Annotated in this window: 16 protein-coding genes; 8 read left to right on the forward strand and 8 right to left on the reverse strand. The window is 70.8% G+C overall.

The features are described 5' to 3' along the window. The first annotated feature begins 28 nt into the window (after positions 1-28). The 4 genes from sodC to AC5Y7V_RS04550 are packed head-to-tail and all read left to right on the forward strand — an operon-like array spanning position 29 to position 3315. Positions 29-724 carry a superoxide dismutase[Cu-Zn] gene (gene sodC / locus AC5Y7V_RS04535; RefSeq protein WP_499878819.1) on the forward strand — a complete coding sequence of 232 codons (696 nt, stop codon included), beginning with the start codon at positions 29-31 and terminating at the stop codon, positions 722-724. Beyond that, positions 714-1844, forward strand: a complete 1131-nt coding sequence (locus AC5Y7V_RS04540; protein ID WP_499878820.1) for a glutamate--cysteine ligase — start codon at positions 714-716, stop codon at positions 1842-1844. The genes sodC and AC5Y7V_RS04540 overlap by 11 nt, the downstream gene beginning before the upstream one ends. Then, positions 1844-2485 carry an LON peptidase substrate-binding domain-containing protein gene (locus tag AC5Y7V_RS04545; protein ID WP_499878821.1) on the forward strand — a complete coding sequence of 214 codons (642 nt, stop codon included), beginning with the start codon at positions 1844-1846 and terminating at the stop codon, positions 2483-2485. Before AC5Y7V_RS04540 ends, AC5Y7V_RS04545 begins: the two co-directional genes overlap by 1 nt. Before the next feature lie 11 nt (positions 2486-2496). After that, positions 2497-3315 carry an enoyl-CoA hydratase-related protein gene (locus tag AC5Y7V_RS04550; protein WP_499878822.1) on the forward strand — a complete coding sequence of 273 codons (819 nt, stop codon included), beginning with the start codon at positions 2497-2499 and terminating at the stop codon, positions 3313-3315. Between the two features lie 33 nt (positions 3316-3348). Here AC5Y7V_RS04550 and AC5Y7V_RS04555 read toward each other — a convergent pair whose 3' ends face one another. Next, positions 3349-3822 (reverse strand): methyltransferase family protein, encoded by a 474-nt coding sequence (locus AC5Y7V_RS04555; protein WP_499878823.1) that lies wholly within the window; start codon positions 3820-3822, stop codon positions 3349-3351. 135 nt (positions 3823-3957) lie between these two features. On the opposite strand from AC5Y7V_RS04555, the gene AC5Y7V_RS04560 reads away from it, so the two are divergent. Continuing rightward, complete coding sequence (locus tag AC5Y7V_RS04560; RefSeq protein WP_499878929.1) at positions 3958-4383, forward strand: MarR family winged helix-turn-helix transcriptional regulator; 426 nt, start codon at positions 3958-3960, stop codon at positions 4381-4383. A 23-nt stretch (positions 4384-4406) separates the two neighbouring features. Here the strand turns inward: AC5Y7V_RS04560 and AC5Y7V_RS04565 are convergent, their stop codons facing one another. From AC5Y7V_RS04565 to AC5Y7V_RS04575, 3 genes are all read right to left on the reverse strand, one after another. Continuing rightward, positions 4407-5339 carry an SDR family NAD(P)-dependent oxidoreductase gene (locus AC5Y7V_RS04565; protein WP_499878824.1) on the reverse strand — a complete coding sequence of 311 codons (933 nt, stop codon included), beginning with the start codon at positions 5337-5339 and terminating at the stop codon, positions 4407-4409. Positions 5340-5356: 17 nt separating this feature from the next. Continuing rightward, positions 5357-6763: an MFS transporter gene (locus tag AC5Y7V_RS04570; RefSeq protein ID WP_499878825.1), complete on the reverse strand. Its 1407-nt coding sequence runs from the start codon at positions 6761-6763 to the stop codon at positions 5357-5359. A gap of 93 nt (positions 6764-6856) precedes the next feature. Then, entirely contained in the window at positions 6857-7636 is a 780-nt protein-coding gene (locus AC5Y7V_RS04575; protein ID WP_499878826.1) for a DUF2867 domain-containing protein, read from the reverse strand. 21 nt (positions 7637-7657) lie between these two features. On the opposite strand from AC5Y7V_RS04575, the gene AC5Y7V_RS04580 reads away from it, so the two are divergent. Beyond that, the gene (locus AC5Y7V_RS04580) at positions 7658-8254 is read left to right on the forward strand and encodes a helix-turn-helix domain-containing protein (RefSeq protein WP_499878827.1); all 597 of its coding nucleotides are present in this window, start codon (positions 7658-7660) and stop codon (positions 8252-8254) included. Here AC5Y7V_RS04580 and AC5Y7V_RS04585 read toward each other — a convergent pair. Genes AC5Y7V_RS04585 through moeA form a run of 4 tightly spaced genes read right to left on the reverse strand, consistent with a single transcriptional unit; the run spans position 8228 to position 13207 of the window. Beyond that, positions 8228-10393, reverse strand: coding sequence for an AAA family ATPase (locus AC5Y7V_RS04585; protein WP_499878828.1), 2166 nt, complete (start codon positions 10391-10393; stop codon positions 8228-8230). The two genes, AC5Y7V_RS04580 and AC5Y7V_RS04585, sit on opposite strands and share 27 nt — an antisense overlap. After that, positions 10390-11253 (reverse strand): CDP-diacylglycerol--serine O-phosphatidyltransferase, encoded by an 864-nt coding sequence (gene pssA, locus AC5Y7V_RS04590; RefSeq protein WP_499878829.1) that lies wholly within the window; start codon positions 11251-11253, stop codon positions 10390-10392. Before pssA ends, AC5Y7V_RS04585 begins: the two co-directional genes overlap by 4 nt. Further along, positions 11250-11984 (reverse strand): phosphatidylserine decarboxylase, encoded by a 735-nt coding sequence (locus AC5Y7V_RS04595; protein WP_499878830.1) that lies wholly within the window; start codon positions 11982-11984, stop codon positions 11250-11252. The genes pssA and AC5Y7V_RS04595 overlap by 4 nt, the downstream gene beginning before the upstream one ends. A 17-nt stretch (positions 11985-12001) precedes the next feature. Next, positions 12002-13207 (reverse strand): molybdopterin molybdotransferase MoeA, encoded by a 1206-nt coding sequence (moeA, locus tag AC5Y7V_RS04600; protein ID WP_499878831.1) that lies wholly within the window; start codon positions 13205-13207, stop codon positions 12002-12004. A gap of 53 nt (positions 13208-13260) precedes the next feature. Between moeA and AC5Y7V_RS04605 the strand changes: the two genes are divergently transcribed. Both AC5Y7V_RS04605 and AC5Y7V_RS04610 read left to right on the forward strand, forming a co-directional pair. Then, positions 13261-13734 carry a VOC family protein gene (locus tag AC5Y7V_RS04605; RefSeq protein WP_499878832.1) on the forward strand — a complete coding sequence of 158 codons (474 nt, stop codon included), beginning with the start codon at positions 13261-13263 and terminating at the stop codon, positions 13732-13734. Then, entirely contained in the window at positions 13725-15167 is a 1443-nt protein-coding gene (locus AC5Y7V_RS04610; protein WP_499878833.1) for a flavin-containing monooxygenase, read from the forward strand. Before AC5Y7V_RS04605 ends, AC5Y7V_RS04610 begins: the two co-directional genes overlap by 10 nt. The last annotated feature ends 88 nt before the right edge of the window (positions 15168-15255 follow it).

A 15255-nucleotide genomic window follows, 5' to 3' on the forward strand; every position in this document is an offset into this window, starting at 1 on the left:
CGCCGATGCTCGGGATAGGCTTCTCGCTATGTCCAAGCACCGCAATGCCGCTGCCGCCGCCGTGTCCGCAATCGCATTGGTGGCGGGGTGCGCATCGCCCCAACACGCCTCGACCGTCCCCGGCACCACGCCCGCGGTGTGGACCGGGTCGAGCGCGCCGACGGCGGGCGCGGGCACCGAGGGCGATCAGCAGCAGCAGCCCGCGGGGCGCAGCATCACGACCCTGCTGAAGGGGCCCGACGGCGTCGAGGTGGCGACCGCGAAGTTCGACTTCAGCAACGGCTACGCCACCATCACGATCGCGACGAGCGGCCCCGGCCACCTCTCGCCCGGGTTCCACGGCGTGCACATCCACAAGGTCGGCAAGTGCGAGGCCAATTCGACGGCCCCGACCGGCGGCGCGCCCGGCGACTTTTTGTCCGCCGGCGGGCACTTCCAGTCGCCCGGGCATTCCTCCGAGCCCGCCAGCGGCGACCTGACCTCTCTTCAGGTTCGCAAGGACGGGGTCGGCATGCTGGTGACGACCACGGACGCCTTCGCGATGGAGGACCTGATGACCGGCGAGAAGACCGCGATCGTCATCCACGCCGGCGCCGACAACTTCGCCAACATCCCGTCCGATCGGTACAACCAGGCCAACGGAACGCCGGGCCCCGACCAGATGACGATGACGACGGGTGACGCCGGCAAGCGGGTGGCGTGCGGTGTCATCGGTGCCGGCTAGCAGGTCCCGCGCTCACATCGATTTCGCCCGCTCGCCGCGGCCGACGATCGGCGTGGAGTGGGAGTTCGCGCTCATCGACGCGAAGACCCGCGACCTGAGCAACGAAGCGCCCGCGGTGATCGCCGAGATCGGCCAAAACCCGCGCGTGCACAAGGAGTTGCTGCGCAACACCGTCGAGGTGGTCAGCGGCATCTGTGACTGCGCCGCGCAGGCGATGGAGGATCTGCGCGAAACCCTGGGCCCCGCGCGCAGGATCGTCCGGGACCGCGGCATGGAGCTGTTCTGCGCCGGCACGCACCCGTTCGCCAAGTGGTCGTCGCAGAAGCTCACCGACGCGCCGCGCTACGCCGAGCTGATCAAGCGCACCCAGTGGTGGGGACGGCAGATGCTGATCTGGGGAGTGCATGTGCACGTGGGCATCTCGTCGGCCAACAAGGTGATGCCGATCATGACCTCGCTGCTCAACTACTACCCGCACCTGCTGGCGCTGTCGGCGTCGTCGCCGTGGTGGGCCGGGGAGGACACCGGCTACGCGAGCAATCGCGCGATGATGTTCCAACAGCTGCCGACCGCCGGGCTGCCGTTTCACTTTCAGACCTGGGCGGAGTTCGAAGGCTTCGTCTACGACCAGAAGAAGACCGGCATCATCGATCACATGGACGAGATCCGTTGGGACATCAGGCCGTCGCCGCACCTGGGCACGCTCGAGGTGCGGGTGTGCGACGGCGTGCCCAACCTGCGTGAGCTCGGCGCGCTGGTCGCCCTGACGCATTGCCTGGTCGTGGACCTGGACCGCCGGCTGGACGCCGGCGACTCGCTGCCGATCATGCCGCCCTGGCATGTCCAGGAAAACAAGTGGCGCGCAGCGCGATACGGCCTGGACGCGGTGATCATCCTGGACGCCGAGAGCAACGAGCGGCTGGTCACCGAGGACCTCGACGACGTGTTGAACCGGCTGGAGCCGATCGCCAAGTCGTTGCATTGCGTCGACGAACTGGCCGCGGTTTCCGACATCTACCGCGGCGGCGCGTCGTATCAGCGGCAGCGGCGGGTGGCCGAGGAGCACGACGGCGACCTGCGCGCGGTCGTCGACGCGCTGGTGGCCGAGCTGGACGTCTGATGGGTGACACCGAACCCCTTGAGCGGGCGATGTTTCCGCTCGAGTCGGCGCAGCTGCCCGGGCAGGAGCTGCCGCTGCGCATCTTCGAGCCGCGCTACGGCGCGCTGGTGCGGCGCTGCCTCGACCGCGACGAGCCGTTCGGCGTCGTGCTGATCGCGCAGGGCCGCGAGGTCGGCGGCGGCGACGCGCGTTGCGACGTCGGCGTCCTGTCGCGGATCGATGAACACGCCGACCTCGGCGCCGGCCGGTACGCGCTGCGCTGCCACACCGCCGAACGGATCCGGGTGTGCCAGTGGCTGCCCGACGACCCGTATCCGCGTGCGACCGTGACGCTTTGGCCCGACGACCCGGGTGAGCCGGTCACCGGCGCGCAGCTGCTTGACCTCGAGGATCGGGTGATCGCCCTGTTCGAACGGATCGCGCAGGCGCGTGACGTGCGGCTGCCGGAGCGCGACGTCCTGCTGGGCCCGCGCGAATCCGATCCCGGACAACGCCTGTTCGCGTTGGCATCTCGCATCCCGATCGGCGCCGCCGACCGGTACTCCGTGCTGTCGGCGCCGTCGGCCGCCGATCGCTTCACCGCGCTGAGCGAGGCCGTGGACGCGCTTGCCGACATGGTGGAGTTCCAGCTGTCCGAATAGGAGGCTATGCGATGAGCGCCGACGTGACGATCGACATCGACGGGGGCGTGGCGGTCCTGACGCTGAATCGCCCCGAACACCTCAACGCCTACACCGCCGAGATGGGCCGGCTGCTGAGCCGGGCGTACCGCGACTGCGACGGCGACGACGACGTCCGCGCCATCGTGGTAACCGGTGCGGGCAGCGCCTTTTGCGTCGGGGCGGATTTCTCGGGCAACATCTCGCCGTTCGACGCTCCGGCGGACGACAGCGCGTTCTCGGCGTCGCCGATCGACCCGCCCGCCTTCGAGCTGCGCACGCCGGTGATCGCCGCGCTCAACGGTCACGCGATCGGGATCGGCCTGACGATCGCCCTGCAGGCCGACATCCGCGTGGTCGCCGAGGACGCCAAATACGGTGTGGTGCAGGTGCGCCGGGGTGTGATACCCGACTGCATGTCGCACTGGACGCTGGCGCACCTGGCCACCCTGGGGGTGGCCGCCGAGGTGCTCCTGACGGGGCGCACCTTCACGGGCGCCGAGGCGGTGGCGCTCGGCATCGCCAACCGGGCGCTGCCGGCCGAGCGGGTGCTCGACCACGCGGTGGAGATTGCCCGCGACATCGCGGCCCACGTGGCGCCGATGTCCGCCGCGCTGTGCAAGCGACTGCTGTGGGACAGTGCCATCCACGACTACACCCCGCGACAGGTGGCGTCGCTGGAAACTCAGCTGCACCACCGCGTGATGGGCACCGCGGACGCCCGCGAGGGGGTCAGCGCCTTCCTGGATCGCCGGGCGCCGCGGTTCAGCTCACGGGTGTCGGCCGACTGGACGCCGCTGCCTGAACCCTGATCGATAGCGATCGGGTTGGCTCAAGCCGCGCTCCTATAGCCACCTGCGGACGCTGGTCCGGTAGGCCTCGTAATCGGCGCCGAACTTCGCTGCGAGGTAATGCTCCTCGGGGCCGATCGCACCCCAGCGCAGCGCAGCAACACCCAGGGGGAGGAACACCAACGCCCACACGGACGGCGTGAGCAGAGCTAGCCCAGCGTCAAGCGCGATCAGCCCGAGATAGAGCGGATTGCGACTGACCCGGAAGGGCCCGGACCGCAGTACGCCGTTGGTCGAACCGCCGGGCAGGATCGCCGTGCGGTTCGCCGCCATAACCAACAGCGTCCATCCGTTCCAAATCGCGAACATCGATATGAGCGCTGCGCCGGTCAATTGTGGAACCGGGTACGGCATCGTGACCGGATCCCCCAGGGTTGCTGTCAGCGTCCACCCGCACACAAGCGGAACTCCGAGCGCGATTGGTGGCCACACGCGGAACGTCGGTGCGTCTGTCTTGCGGATTCTCATCGAGGGCCCCTTCTGACCTTTTGGCCGGCGTCGTTATACGCAGGATTCCTGCGTATTATTGCGCATGCATCCTGCGTAATGTCAAATGATCAGATGGCGGTTCCGAAGCGGACGCGAGGCGTGCCCTTGATCGCGGTGGTCCGATCGGTCGCGCGACTCATGATCGATGAGCTCATCGCCGGCCTACACGCCGCGGGATATACCGACATGACTGCCGCGCAGCATGTTGTCTTCGAGAACCTCGACCCCGAAGGCACACGATTGACGACGCTTGCTCAGCGTGCCGACATGACGCGACAAGCGATGACTGAGTTGGTCGACGGTTTGCGCCGCAACGGTTACCTCGAGCTCCGGCCTGACCCCTCCGACGGCAGGGCCCGTTTGGTGCACCTGACGAGGAAAGGCAAGGCCGCGGTGCGCGCTGCGATCTCCGAGATCGCGACGATAGAAGCCCGCTGGCAGGAAACCGCCACTCGTGCCGGGTTGACGGTCAACCTGCGACAGTTCTTCGAGGACCTAGAAAATCAACTCAGAGCACACGAGATCCGACAAAGTCGCTGACAGTGCTCGATTGCACACTCGATTCACGCTCTGTCGCATAGCTTTTCGGACAACAGCCACCAGTCCGCGGCGCGCTGCTCATCGCGCGCGTAGGGCGCGACCGCGTCGCTGATCCGGCAGTCTTCCAAATACAGCGCGCCCCGGTCCGCCAGCTCCGGGCTGACCGCGGCCCACACCTGGGTGGCCGCGCCCTGCTCGGGCGTGGTGAGGTCCAGGCCGCCGTCGGACGCCTCGCCGCGGGCGGCGGCTCGGGCGGCCACCATCGTGCGTAGCTCGGAAAAGTCCGCGCGGGACATGTAGCGCGCCAGCGAGGTGGCCACGGTGCCCGGATGGACGGCGTAGGCGCGGATGCCCGAGCCGCGCAGCCGCCTGTCGGCTTCCACCGCGTGCAGGATGTTCGCCGTCTTGGACGCGCCGTACGCGACGAACTTGTCGTACTGGCGGGTCTCCCAGTTGGGGTCGTCGAAGTCGACGTCACCCATGACGTGGCCGCCGGAGGACAGGGTGACGATGCGGGCCCGCCCGGCGGCCGCCAGTTGCGGGAGGAGCAGCCTGGTGAGCTCGAAGTGGCCGAAATGGTTTGTGCCGATTTGCGTTTCGAAGCCATCGGAGGTCCGGCCGAACGGCGTGAACATGACACCGGCGTTGTTCATCAAGACGTCGATCGCCGGCGCGATGTCGCGGATCGCGCCCGCCGCGGCCCGGACGCCGGCCAGCGCAGTCAGGTCGAGCGCCACCGTCGAGGCCCTCGCGCCCGGCACCTCGGCCGCTATCCACTCGGCCGTCTGCGCCAGGGCGTCGGGGTTGCGGGCGGCCAGGACGACGTGCGCGCCGGCGTGGGCGAGCGCGCGTGCGGACTCGCGGCCCAGCCCGGACGACGCACCGGTGATCACACATGTCTTGCCGGACAGGTCGATTCCCTCGACCACCTGCAGGGCGGTGCGGCGTTCGGTCATGCTCGATGACAGTAGCGTTAGCGCGCGGGGTTGAGCTCCATCGGGATGTCGGCGCCGAGCTCGGCCGGCGCGTGCCCGTTCCGGATGGCGAGGCCGCCGACGGCGGCGCCGACGAAGAACAGCGCCGCGCTGACGACGATGAGCCGGGCGAAGCTGGCATCCGTGAGCCGGTTGGCGGTGATCACCCCGACGCAGGCCACCGCGATCAGCGCGGAGGTGCGCCCCGTCGCGTTCTGGATCGCGGCCGCGATCCCGCTGTGCGCGGACTTGACGGCGGACAGATTGACCACGGTCAGGGGCGTGACGGCGAGGACCATGCCGACGGCCAGCACGATCCGGCCCGGCAACACGTCGGTGACGGCGTGCATGCCGTGCGCGGTCGGGCGGATGAGCAGCAGCCCGAGCCCGGCCAGCGCGGGACCCGCCATCAGGAAGATGCGCGGTCCGATCCAGGCGGCCAGTCCGCCGACGCCGCGGGAGAACAGCAACGACATGATCGGGCTGGGCAGCGTGATCAGGCCCGAGGCGGTGGCCGAATACCCCGCGACCTCCTGCAGGTACAGCGCGATCGCCAGCGAACCCATCGTGATGCCGCCGTAGACGAACGCGGTGACGAGGTTGGCCCCGGCGAAGTTGCGCGCCGCGAACAGGCTCAGCGGCACCATCGGGTGGGGCGCGCGGCGCTGCCAGGCCACGAACGCCAGCAGCGCCGCGATGCCCACCGCCAGCGCCACCCGGACCAGTAGGTCGGCCCAGCCCCGCCGGCCCTGTTCGATCAGCGCGTACACCGTGGCGGCCAGCCCGAGCGCCGACAGCGCGGCGCCGACGACGTCGAGCGGGGCGCGTCCGGAGGGTCCGGGGATGCCGCGCAGCCAGTACGTCAGCGCAAAACCGACGGCCATGGGGAGCGCGGACAGGACGTAGATCCAGCGCCAGCCCAGGAAGTCGACGGCCAGCCCGCCCAGCAGCGGCCCCACCGCGAAGGCGGTGCCGGTCCACGCCGTCCAGGATCCGATCGCGGCGGCCCGGTTGCCGGGCGCGAACGTCGAATTGATCAGGGCCAGCGAACCGGGCACCAGGAACGCGCCGCCCAACCCCTGGACGAGGCGCCCGGTGATCAGCATCGACGGGGTGCCCGCGGTGGCCGCCATCGCCGAGCCCAACCCGAAGGCCGCCAGCCCGACGCGCATCACCGGTATCCGCCCGAACAGGTCGGAGATGGCGCCGCCGGGCAGGACCATGGCCGCCACGGCCAACAGGTAGCCGTCGACGACCCACTGCTGGGTGCACATGCCCCCGCCGATGTCGCGCTGCGTGGCCGGCAAGGCCAGGTTCACGACGGTGCCGTCGAGGAACACGACCATCGAGACCATGATCGCCACCGTCATGGCCCGCGTCGTCGGGGCGACATCAGGGAACTTCACGAAACCGGTCCTGCTCTGCTGGGTGAATGTCGGATGCTGGTTAGTAGCCAACCGGGTTACAGCAGTTCCTCACGAGCCGGCGAGCCGAACGGTTCACGCGTGTGCCGCAATGCGTTTCACGAGCCCCGGTGCCACGGCCCGATGCACGGGGCCGACGACGGCCCACACCGTTCGGGCGGCGATCCGGTTGTAGTGCACGCCGGTGATGAGCATGGTGCGACCGTCCCGGCGCCGCAGCGTCAGCCGGCCCCGCATCAGCGGCCCGCCCGACGTCAGCACGATCTCGTCGTCATCCGAGCGGGTGATCGGCCAGCCGATGATGTGATCCGGCGAGGAGTACGGGCCCAGGCGAAGTCGCAGCACGTGGCGGTGGACCCACACGACCAGGCTTCCGCCCGCACCCGGCTTTCGACCCACCGCGTCGCGCAGCGCCCGTTCCGCGGTGCGCGAATCACCTTGCGGGATGGGAACTTCGAAGACGTCCGTGTAGTCGTCTCCGGCCCCGGCGAGCGCCGCCGCCGCGATGCGTCGCAGCATCCCGCGCACCACGATCCGGTGTCCGCGGGTTCCGATGACCAGCGCGCGATAGGCCTTGCCGTGGAGGCCGGGGAAGGCTGCCCACGTCTGGGCGCGCACCCGGGTGCCGGGTGCCACGTCGTCCAACTCGAACACCAGCCGGTAGACCGCGAACGGGTGGCGGCCCTTGAGCGCGAACAGCTCCGGGCGCCGCGCCCGGTCCAGGACGAAACCCGTCGGCACGGTCGACGGGTCGTTCGGGTCCCGGCACATCACCCGCAGCAGCGCCGACCACGTGTCGTCGCGATTCGCGCCCACGGTTATGGCATGCTCATCGATATAGGGTAATCGTTCCATATAGAAGGAATGTACTAGATCATGGCGCCGCCGCGGAAGCATGAAACCGATGTGATCCTCGACGCAGCCCGCGCCCTGGTGCTCGACGGGGGACCGCGGGCGGCCAGCGTCGCGGCGATCTCGCAGGCGAGCGGCGCGCCCGCCGGCACGCTGTACCACCGGTTCGGCAACCGCGACGGCATCCTGACGGCGGCATGGCTGCGGGCGCTCGAACGCTTCCAGTCGCGGGCGCTGGCCGCCGAGGCCGGCACGGCCGTCGACACGGCGGTGGCGATGGCCGTCGCCGCCGTCGGCTTCGCCCGCGAGCTCCCCGCGGACGCCCGGTTGCTGTTGACGATCCGGCCCACCGACCTGCTCGACGACGAGCCCGACGCGGCCTTCCGGGAGACGCTCGCCGCGATGAACGCGCCCCTGACCGACCGGCTTTCGGCCCTGGCGAAGCAGCTCTACGGAAAACGCGATCGGCGATCGGTCGACGCCGTCGCGCGCGCGGTGGCCGACCTGCCGTATGCCGTCGTCCGGCGCCACGCGCACGACGAGCCGATGCCACCCTGGCTCGAGGCCGACGTCGCGGCGTCGGCGCGCGCGGTGCTAGAGAGCTTTGCCGAACGCGCGTAAGGACTCCACCTGCGCGGGGTCCAGCGACGGGCGGACGGTCTTGCGGGCCGCGTCGAGGTCGGCGGCCGTCACGTCGGAGGCGTCGATGGATCGCCGCATGGCGGTAAGCGCGGCCTCCCGCAGCAGCGCGACGCAGTCGGCGGCGCTGTAGCCGTCGAGCGAGGCGGCCACCGAGTCGATGTCGACGTCGTCGCTGAGCGGCATGGATTTGCCAGCGGTGCGCAGGATTTCGCCGCGGGCGGCGGCGTCCGGCGGTTCGACGAACACCAGGCGCTCCAGCCGGCCCGGGCGCAGCAGCGCCGGGTCGATCAGGTCGGGCCGGTTGGTGGCGCCCAGCACCACGACGTCGCGCAGCGGGTCGATGCCGTCGAGCTCGGTCAGCAGCGCGGCCACCACCCGGTCGGTCACGCCGGAGTCGAAGCTCTGCCCGCGCCGGGGCGCCAGCGCGTCCACCTCGTCGAGGAACACCAGCGACGGCGCCGAATCGCGCGCGCGCCGAAACAGTTCGCGCACCGCCTTTTCCGAGCTGCCCACCCACTTGTCCATCAGCTCGGAGCCCTTGACCGCGTGCACGGACAGCTGCCCGGTGCTGGCCAGCGCGCGGACGATGAACGTCTTGCCGCAGCCGGGCGGGCCGTAAAGCAGCACGCCGCGCGGCGGATCCACGCCGAGCCGCGCGAAGGTGTCCGGATGCTGCAGCGGCCACAACACCGCTTCGGTCAGGGCCTGGCGGGCCTCGGCCATGTCGCCGACGTCGTCGAGGGTCACGTTGCCGACGGTCAGCTCCGCGCTGGCCGAGCGGGACAGCGGCCGGATGACGGTCAGCGCACCGACGAGGTCGTCCTGGGTCAGCTTCGGTGGTTGCCCGTCGGCGCTGGCCCGTGAGGCCGCCCGCAGCGCGGCCTCGCGCACCAGCGCGGCGAGGTCGGCGACGACGAAACCCGGTGTGCGGCTGGCGATCTCGTCGAGGTCCAGATCGCCGGTGGGCACCGGCTTGAGCAGCGCCTCGAGCAGCGCCTTGCGGACGGCGGCATCGGGCAGCGGCAGGCCCAGCTCGCGGTCGCACAGGTCGGGGGCGCGCAGCCGGGCATCGAGCTGGTCGGGGTGTGCGGAGGTGGCGATCAACGCGACGCCGCCGGTGGCGACGGCGGCGCGCAGCTCGCCGAGGATCAGGGCGGCCACCGGCTCGGCGGTGGCCGGCAGCAGCGCGTCGACGTCAGCGATCAGCAGGACACCGCCCCCGTCGCGCACCTTCTTAACCGCCGCGGCAACGGTTTTCAGCCGGTCGTCGGCGGCCAGCGCGCCCACCTCCGGCCCGTCGAGTTCGACCAGCCTGCGCCCGTCGCACACCGCGCGCACCAGCGTCACCTTGCCCACCCCGGGCGGGCCCGACACCAGCACACCGAGGTTGGTGGTCGCACCCAGGCTCTCGAGCAGGTGCGGCTCGTCGAGCGAGAGCTTGAGCCATTCGGCGAGTTTGGCGGCCTGCGGCTGCGAGCCCTTGAGCTCCTCGACGAGGATCTCCGGGGTGCCGGTGGGCAGCTCTTCGCGCGGCCCGGCCACCGCCGGGACCCCGGTTCCCCAGCTGACCAACGAGTTCGGCTGCACGCTGACCGGCCCCTGCGGGTCGACGTCGGTGACGGTCAGCAGCTCCGAGGTCCAGCTGATCCCGACCGAGGAGGTTAGCGCCCGGGTGGCCTCGGACGTCGAGAACGGCGGACCCAGGTCGCGCGGCAGCAGCGACACGGCGTCGCCGACCGTCATCACCTTGCCCAGCAACGCCTGCCGCAGGGTGACCGGCGTGATCGAGGCGGCGGCCATCGACGAGCCGGACAGCGTCACCGACCGCGCGCCGTAGACGGTGACGGCACTGACGATCACCGTGGTGCCCTCGCGCAGCCCGGCGTTGGACAGCGTCACGTCGTCGAGCAGCACGATGCCGACCGGGGCGTCCGGGCCGGCCAGGCCGACGACGGCCGCGGTGGTCCGCGACCCGGTCAGCGAGACCGCGTCCCACTCCCGGATGCCAAGGGCAGCAACGGCATTCGGGTGTATTCGGACGACGCCGCGGCGGGAGTCGACGGCGGAGGTGTTCAGCCTGGCGGTGAGCGTGAGCTGACTGCCGGAGGCCGGGATCATCGCAGGCGCCCGCTCGGCTTCCGCAGCCCCAGCCGCGTCATCGACCGGCGGTTCGGCTGCGCCCGGCGGTTCGCGCGCCGCACGGCGCGGCGCTGCTTGGGCTTGTCGTCCCAGACCTCCGGGTGCTTGTCGAGCCAGCGCTTGGTGCGCACCGCGAACGGGACGTGGCACAGGTAGGCGATGATGATGACCCAGATCAGGATGTAGGGCTCCAGCACCGCGGCCGCCGCGACGGCCGCGAGCACCGCCAGCAGGGGGACCGCCCAGTTCGGCGGAATCGCCACGGTGTGCAGCTTCTTCATCGGGATCGCGCTGACCATCAGCATCGACGTGCCGGTGATCCAGATCGCGAGGAACCACACCGACGTCCACCAGCCCTCGCCGAACTGCAGCTTGAGGCCGATGGTGCCGATCATGGAGACCGCGCCCGCCGGCGCGGGCATCCCGACGAAGAATTCGTGCTGGTAGGCGAGCTGGGTTTCGTCGTCCTGCTGGGCGTTGTACCGGGCCAGCCGGAGCACGACGCACACCGCGTACAGCAGCACCACCGCCCAGCCGACCGGCCACTTCGACAGCAGCATCACGTAGACCACCAGGGCGGGTGTCACCCCGAAGTTCACCGCGTCGGCCAGGGAGTCGATCTCGGCGCCGAGCCGCGACTGGGCGCCCAGGATGCGGGCCACCCGTCCGTCCAGCGCGTCCAGGATCGCCGCCGCGGCAATCAGCGCCATCGCGGGTATCGGCTTGCCGTCGAGGGCGAATTTGATCGACGTCATGCCGGCGCAGATGGACAGCACCGTCATCGCGCTGGGCAAAAGTTGCAGGCTCGCGGTTCGCCTATCCCGGCGCTTGTCGGTCATCGCAGTTCGGCCAGCACGGTCTCGCCGCCGACGGCGCGCTGGCCCACCTTCACCAGCGGCTCCGTCCCGGGCGGGAGGTAGGTGTCCAGCCGGGACCCGAACCGGATCAGGCCGTAGGTGTCGCCGATCGACAGCTTGTCCCCGACGCGGGCGTCGCAGATGATGCGGCGCGCGAGCAGCCCGGCGATCTGCACCGCCACCACGTCGGCGCCGGTGTCGGTCCGGATCCGCAGGCTGGTGCGCTCGTTCTCGGTGCTCGCCGCGGCCAGGTCGGCCGACCCGAAGCGGCCCGGCCGGTGTTGCACGTCAATCACCTCGCCGCTCACCGGGGCCCGCTGCACGTGGGCGTCCAGCAGCGACAGGAAGATGCTGACCCGCGGCAGCGGCGCGTCGCCCATGCCGAGCTCGGCCGGCGGGGCGGCCGCGTCGATCACGCAGATCTCGCCGTCGGCGGGGGCGACGACGGCGCCGGGCCGGGAGGGCGGCACCCGCGGGGGATGGCGGAAGAACCCGGCGCAGGCGCCGGCGGCCAGCAGGCCCGCCCGGCGCAGCCAGCGGTGGTTGCGCCCGAGCAGGGCCGCGCCCAGGCCGGCGGCGATGAACGGCCGCCCGGCCGGGTGAACCGGCGGAATGGCGGAGCGCACCAACTCGAGGGCGTGCTGCGGGCTGAAGGCCGGAGCATCGAAGGCCGGGCCTTCCTGACAAGAAGGGCTGCGGGGGCGTCTTGCCACGGCGGCCATCTTACGGACTAGGTCAGGTCCCAGACTTGCAGCTCGGTCCCCGCGGGCACCTCGACGACGTCCTCCGGGATGTCCAGCAGCCCGTTCGCCGACGCCAGCCACCGCAGATGGTGCGAGGCCGGCGGCCCGTAGCTGGTGACGCTGCCGGCGTCGGTGTCGAGGATCGCCCGCCGGAACTGGCGTTTGCCCCGCGGCGAGGTCAGCGATTCGGCCAGGACCGCGGGCCGGTGCGGCCGCTCCGGGTCGGGCAGGCCCATCGCGCGGCGCAGCGCGGGGCGGATGAAGACCTCGAAGGACACCAGCGCGCTGACCGGGTTGCCCGGCAGCGTCACGATGGTCGCGCCGGCCACCCGCCCGATGCCCTGCGGCATGCCCGGCTGCATCGCCACCTTGACGAACTCCACCCCCTGGTCGCCGTCCCGCCCGAACGCGTCCTTGACGACCTCGTAGGCGCCGGCGCTGACGCCGCCGCTGGTGATGATCAGGTCGCAGCCGGCCGCGTGGCGATCGAGGATCGAAGTGAACTGTGCGACATCGTCTTCGGCGGTCGCGACGGCGATCACCTCGGCGCCGGCGTCGCGCACCGCCCCGGCCAGCATGATCGAGTTGGACTCGTAGATCTGCCCGGGCCGCAGCGGCGCGCCGGGCGCCACCAGCTCCGAGCCGGTGGACATCACCAGGACCCGTTGGCGCGGAATGACTTTCAGTTCCGCCATGCCCAGCGCCGACGCCAGGCCGAGCACCGCCGGCGTGACCACCTGGCCCTTGCGCAGGACGGTGGTGCCGGGCGCGACGTCCTCGCCGGCCCGCCGGATGTGGGCGCCCTCCGGGCGCGGCGCCCGGATCGTCACGGATTCGACGCCGCCGTCGGTGTCCTCGACCGGCACCACGGCCGTCGCGCCGGCCGGCAGGGGCGCGCCGGTCATGATGCGGTGCGCGGTTTTCGGTTGCAGGGCCAGCTCGTCGATGCGCCCGGCCGGAATGTCCTCGGCGACTTCCAGCACCACCGGGTGTTCGGGCGTGGCGCCCGCGACGTCCTCGGCGCGCACCGCGTATCCGTCCATCGCGGAGTTGTCGAACACCGGCAGCGCCAGCGACGCCACCACTTCGTCGGCCAGCACCAGCCCCTGGGCCTCGGCCAGCGCGACCGCGACCGCCGGGCGGGCGCGGATCATCTCCGCTACGACTCGCTGATGCTCTTCGACTGAACGCACCCGGCCATTATCGGCCCTCCCCGTTCGGCGGCCTGGAACGTAAGGTTGAGAACGTGATTACCGGGTTGGCCCACACCGGGGTGTGCGTGCCCGACTGCGAAGCCGCAGTGGCGTACTACCGGGACGTATTGGGCCTGCGTGTGCTCTCGCCGCCGTACGTCATGAGCGGTAACGCCATTCGCGAGGACATGGGCGAGCTGGTCGCCGACCCGAGCATGAAGGCGGCCATCGTCGGGTTCGGCGACGACGGCGACCGGGTGCTGGAGGTCATCGAATACCTCAACGTCGACGGCTCGAGTGCCGAGCGCGCCCTGACCGACCACGGGCTCTCGCACGTGGGCCTGATCTGCGAGGACCTCGACGCCACGCGCGCCGAACTGGAGAGCAAAGGGGTGCGCTTCCTGGTCAGCGGGATCGCCGACGTCGCGCGGGTGCGCACCACCTGGTTCGTCGACCCCTTCGGCGTGGTGTTCATCCTGGTGGAAAAGAGCCGCCCCGAGCGACCGTACTTCGCGCAATGGGGGTGAAGCCGCGCGTCGGGATCATCGGCGCGGGTGCCGGCGGCATCGCGATGGGCATCCAACTCGCCCAGGGCGGTTACGACTTCACCATCTTCGACCGGGCCGACGGGTTCGGCGGGACCTGGCGGCACAACACGTTTCCGGGCGCGGCCTGCGACGTGCCGTCGCACCTGTACTCGTATTCGTTCGCGCCCAACCCGCGCTGGAGCAAGACCTACGCCAACCAGCCCGAGATCCTGGCCTATCTGGAGAAGGTCGCCGCCGACCATCAGCTGGCACCGCATCTGCGCGCCCACACCGAGATCACCACGGTGCGCTGGTCGGACGCCGAGCGGCGGTGGACGCTCGGCACCGGCGACGGCGCCGAGCACCACTTCGACGTCGTGGTCAGCGCCGTCGGGATGCTCGACGTGCCCCACGTCCCCGACATTCCCGGCGCGCGGCGGTTCCGCGGGCGCCAATTCCATTCGGCGCGTTGGGATCACAGCAAGCCGACGGCCGGGGAGCGGGTCGCGTCCATCGGAACGGGCGCCAGCGCCATCCAGTACGTGCCCGCGATCGCGCGAGAAGCCGCGCACCTCACCGTGTTTCAGCGGACCCCGATCTGGATCGCGCCGCGGTTCGACTTCCCGTTCACCCCCGAGCAGCACGCGGAGTTCGAGCGCCACCCTGAGACGGCGCGCAAGCTGCGCGACGAGGCGTTCGACGCCTACGAGACATCCGACTTCGACGTCGACGCCGCGCAGACGCGCGAGGCGACCGAGCTGGCCCGCAGCTACTTGATGCGCAAGGTCGCCGATCCCGAGCTGCGCGCCAAGCTGACACCGGACTATCCCGTCGGCTGCAAGCGGCCGCTGATGTCGCGCGAGTGGTACCCGACGTTCGCCCTGCCCAACGTGAGCCTGGAGACGACCGCCATCGCCGAGCTGACCGAGCGCGGGGTGCGCACCGTCGACGGCGTCGAGCACCGCGTCGACACCGTCATCTACGGCACCGGGTTCAAGGCCGCCGACTACTTGGCGAGTATCGACGTGTACGGGTCGGGCGGCCGCCACCTCCGCGACGAGTGGAGCGGGGGCGCCGAGGCCTACCTCGGCACGCTGATCGCCGGGTATCCGAACTTCTTCACGCTGTACGGCCCGAACACCAACGGCGTCAACTCGATCCTGTACATCCACGAGGCGCAGACCACGTTCGTCCGCCACATCCTCGACGTCATGGGCGATCGCGGCGCGCGCACCATCGAGGTCACGGCCGCGGCGCAGCGCCGCTACAACGACGAGATCCAGGCCGCCATGGTGGGCAAGGTCTGGCTCGCCTGCACCAACTACTTCCGGCACCCCAGCGGCAAGGTCGTCACCCAGTTGCCCTACAGCGGCCGGACGTTCTTCGAGCGGACGCGCGAGCTGGTCGACGGCGACTACCGATTCGCTGGCTAGCGGCCGGCGCGGCGCGGTGGCGGCGAATGATGCGCACCCCTCGCTCGCCGCGGTGCCGGGCCGGAGCCCCAGTTCTGGCTTGCCGCAA

The sequence above is a fragment of the Mycobacterium sp. NGS34 genome, from assembly GCF_059812845.1.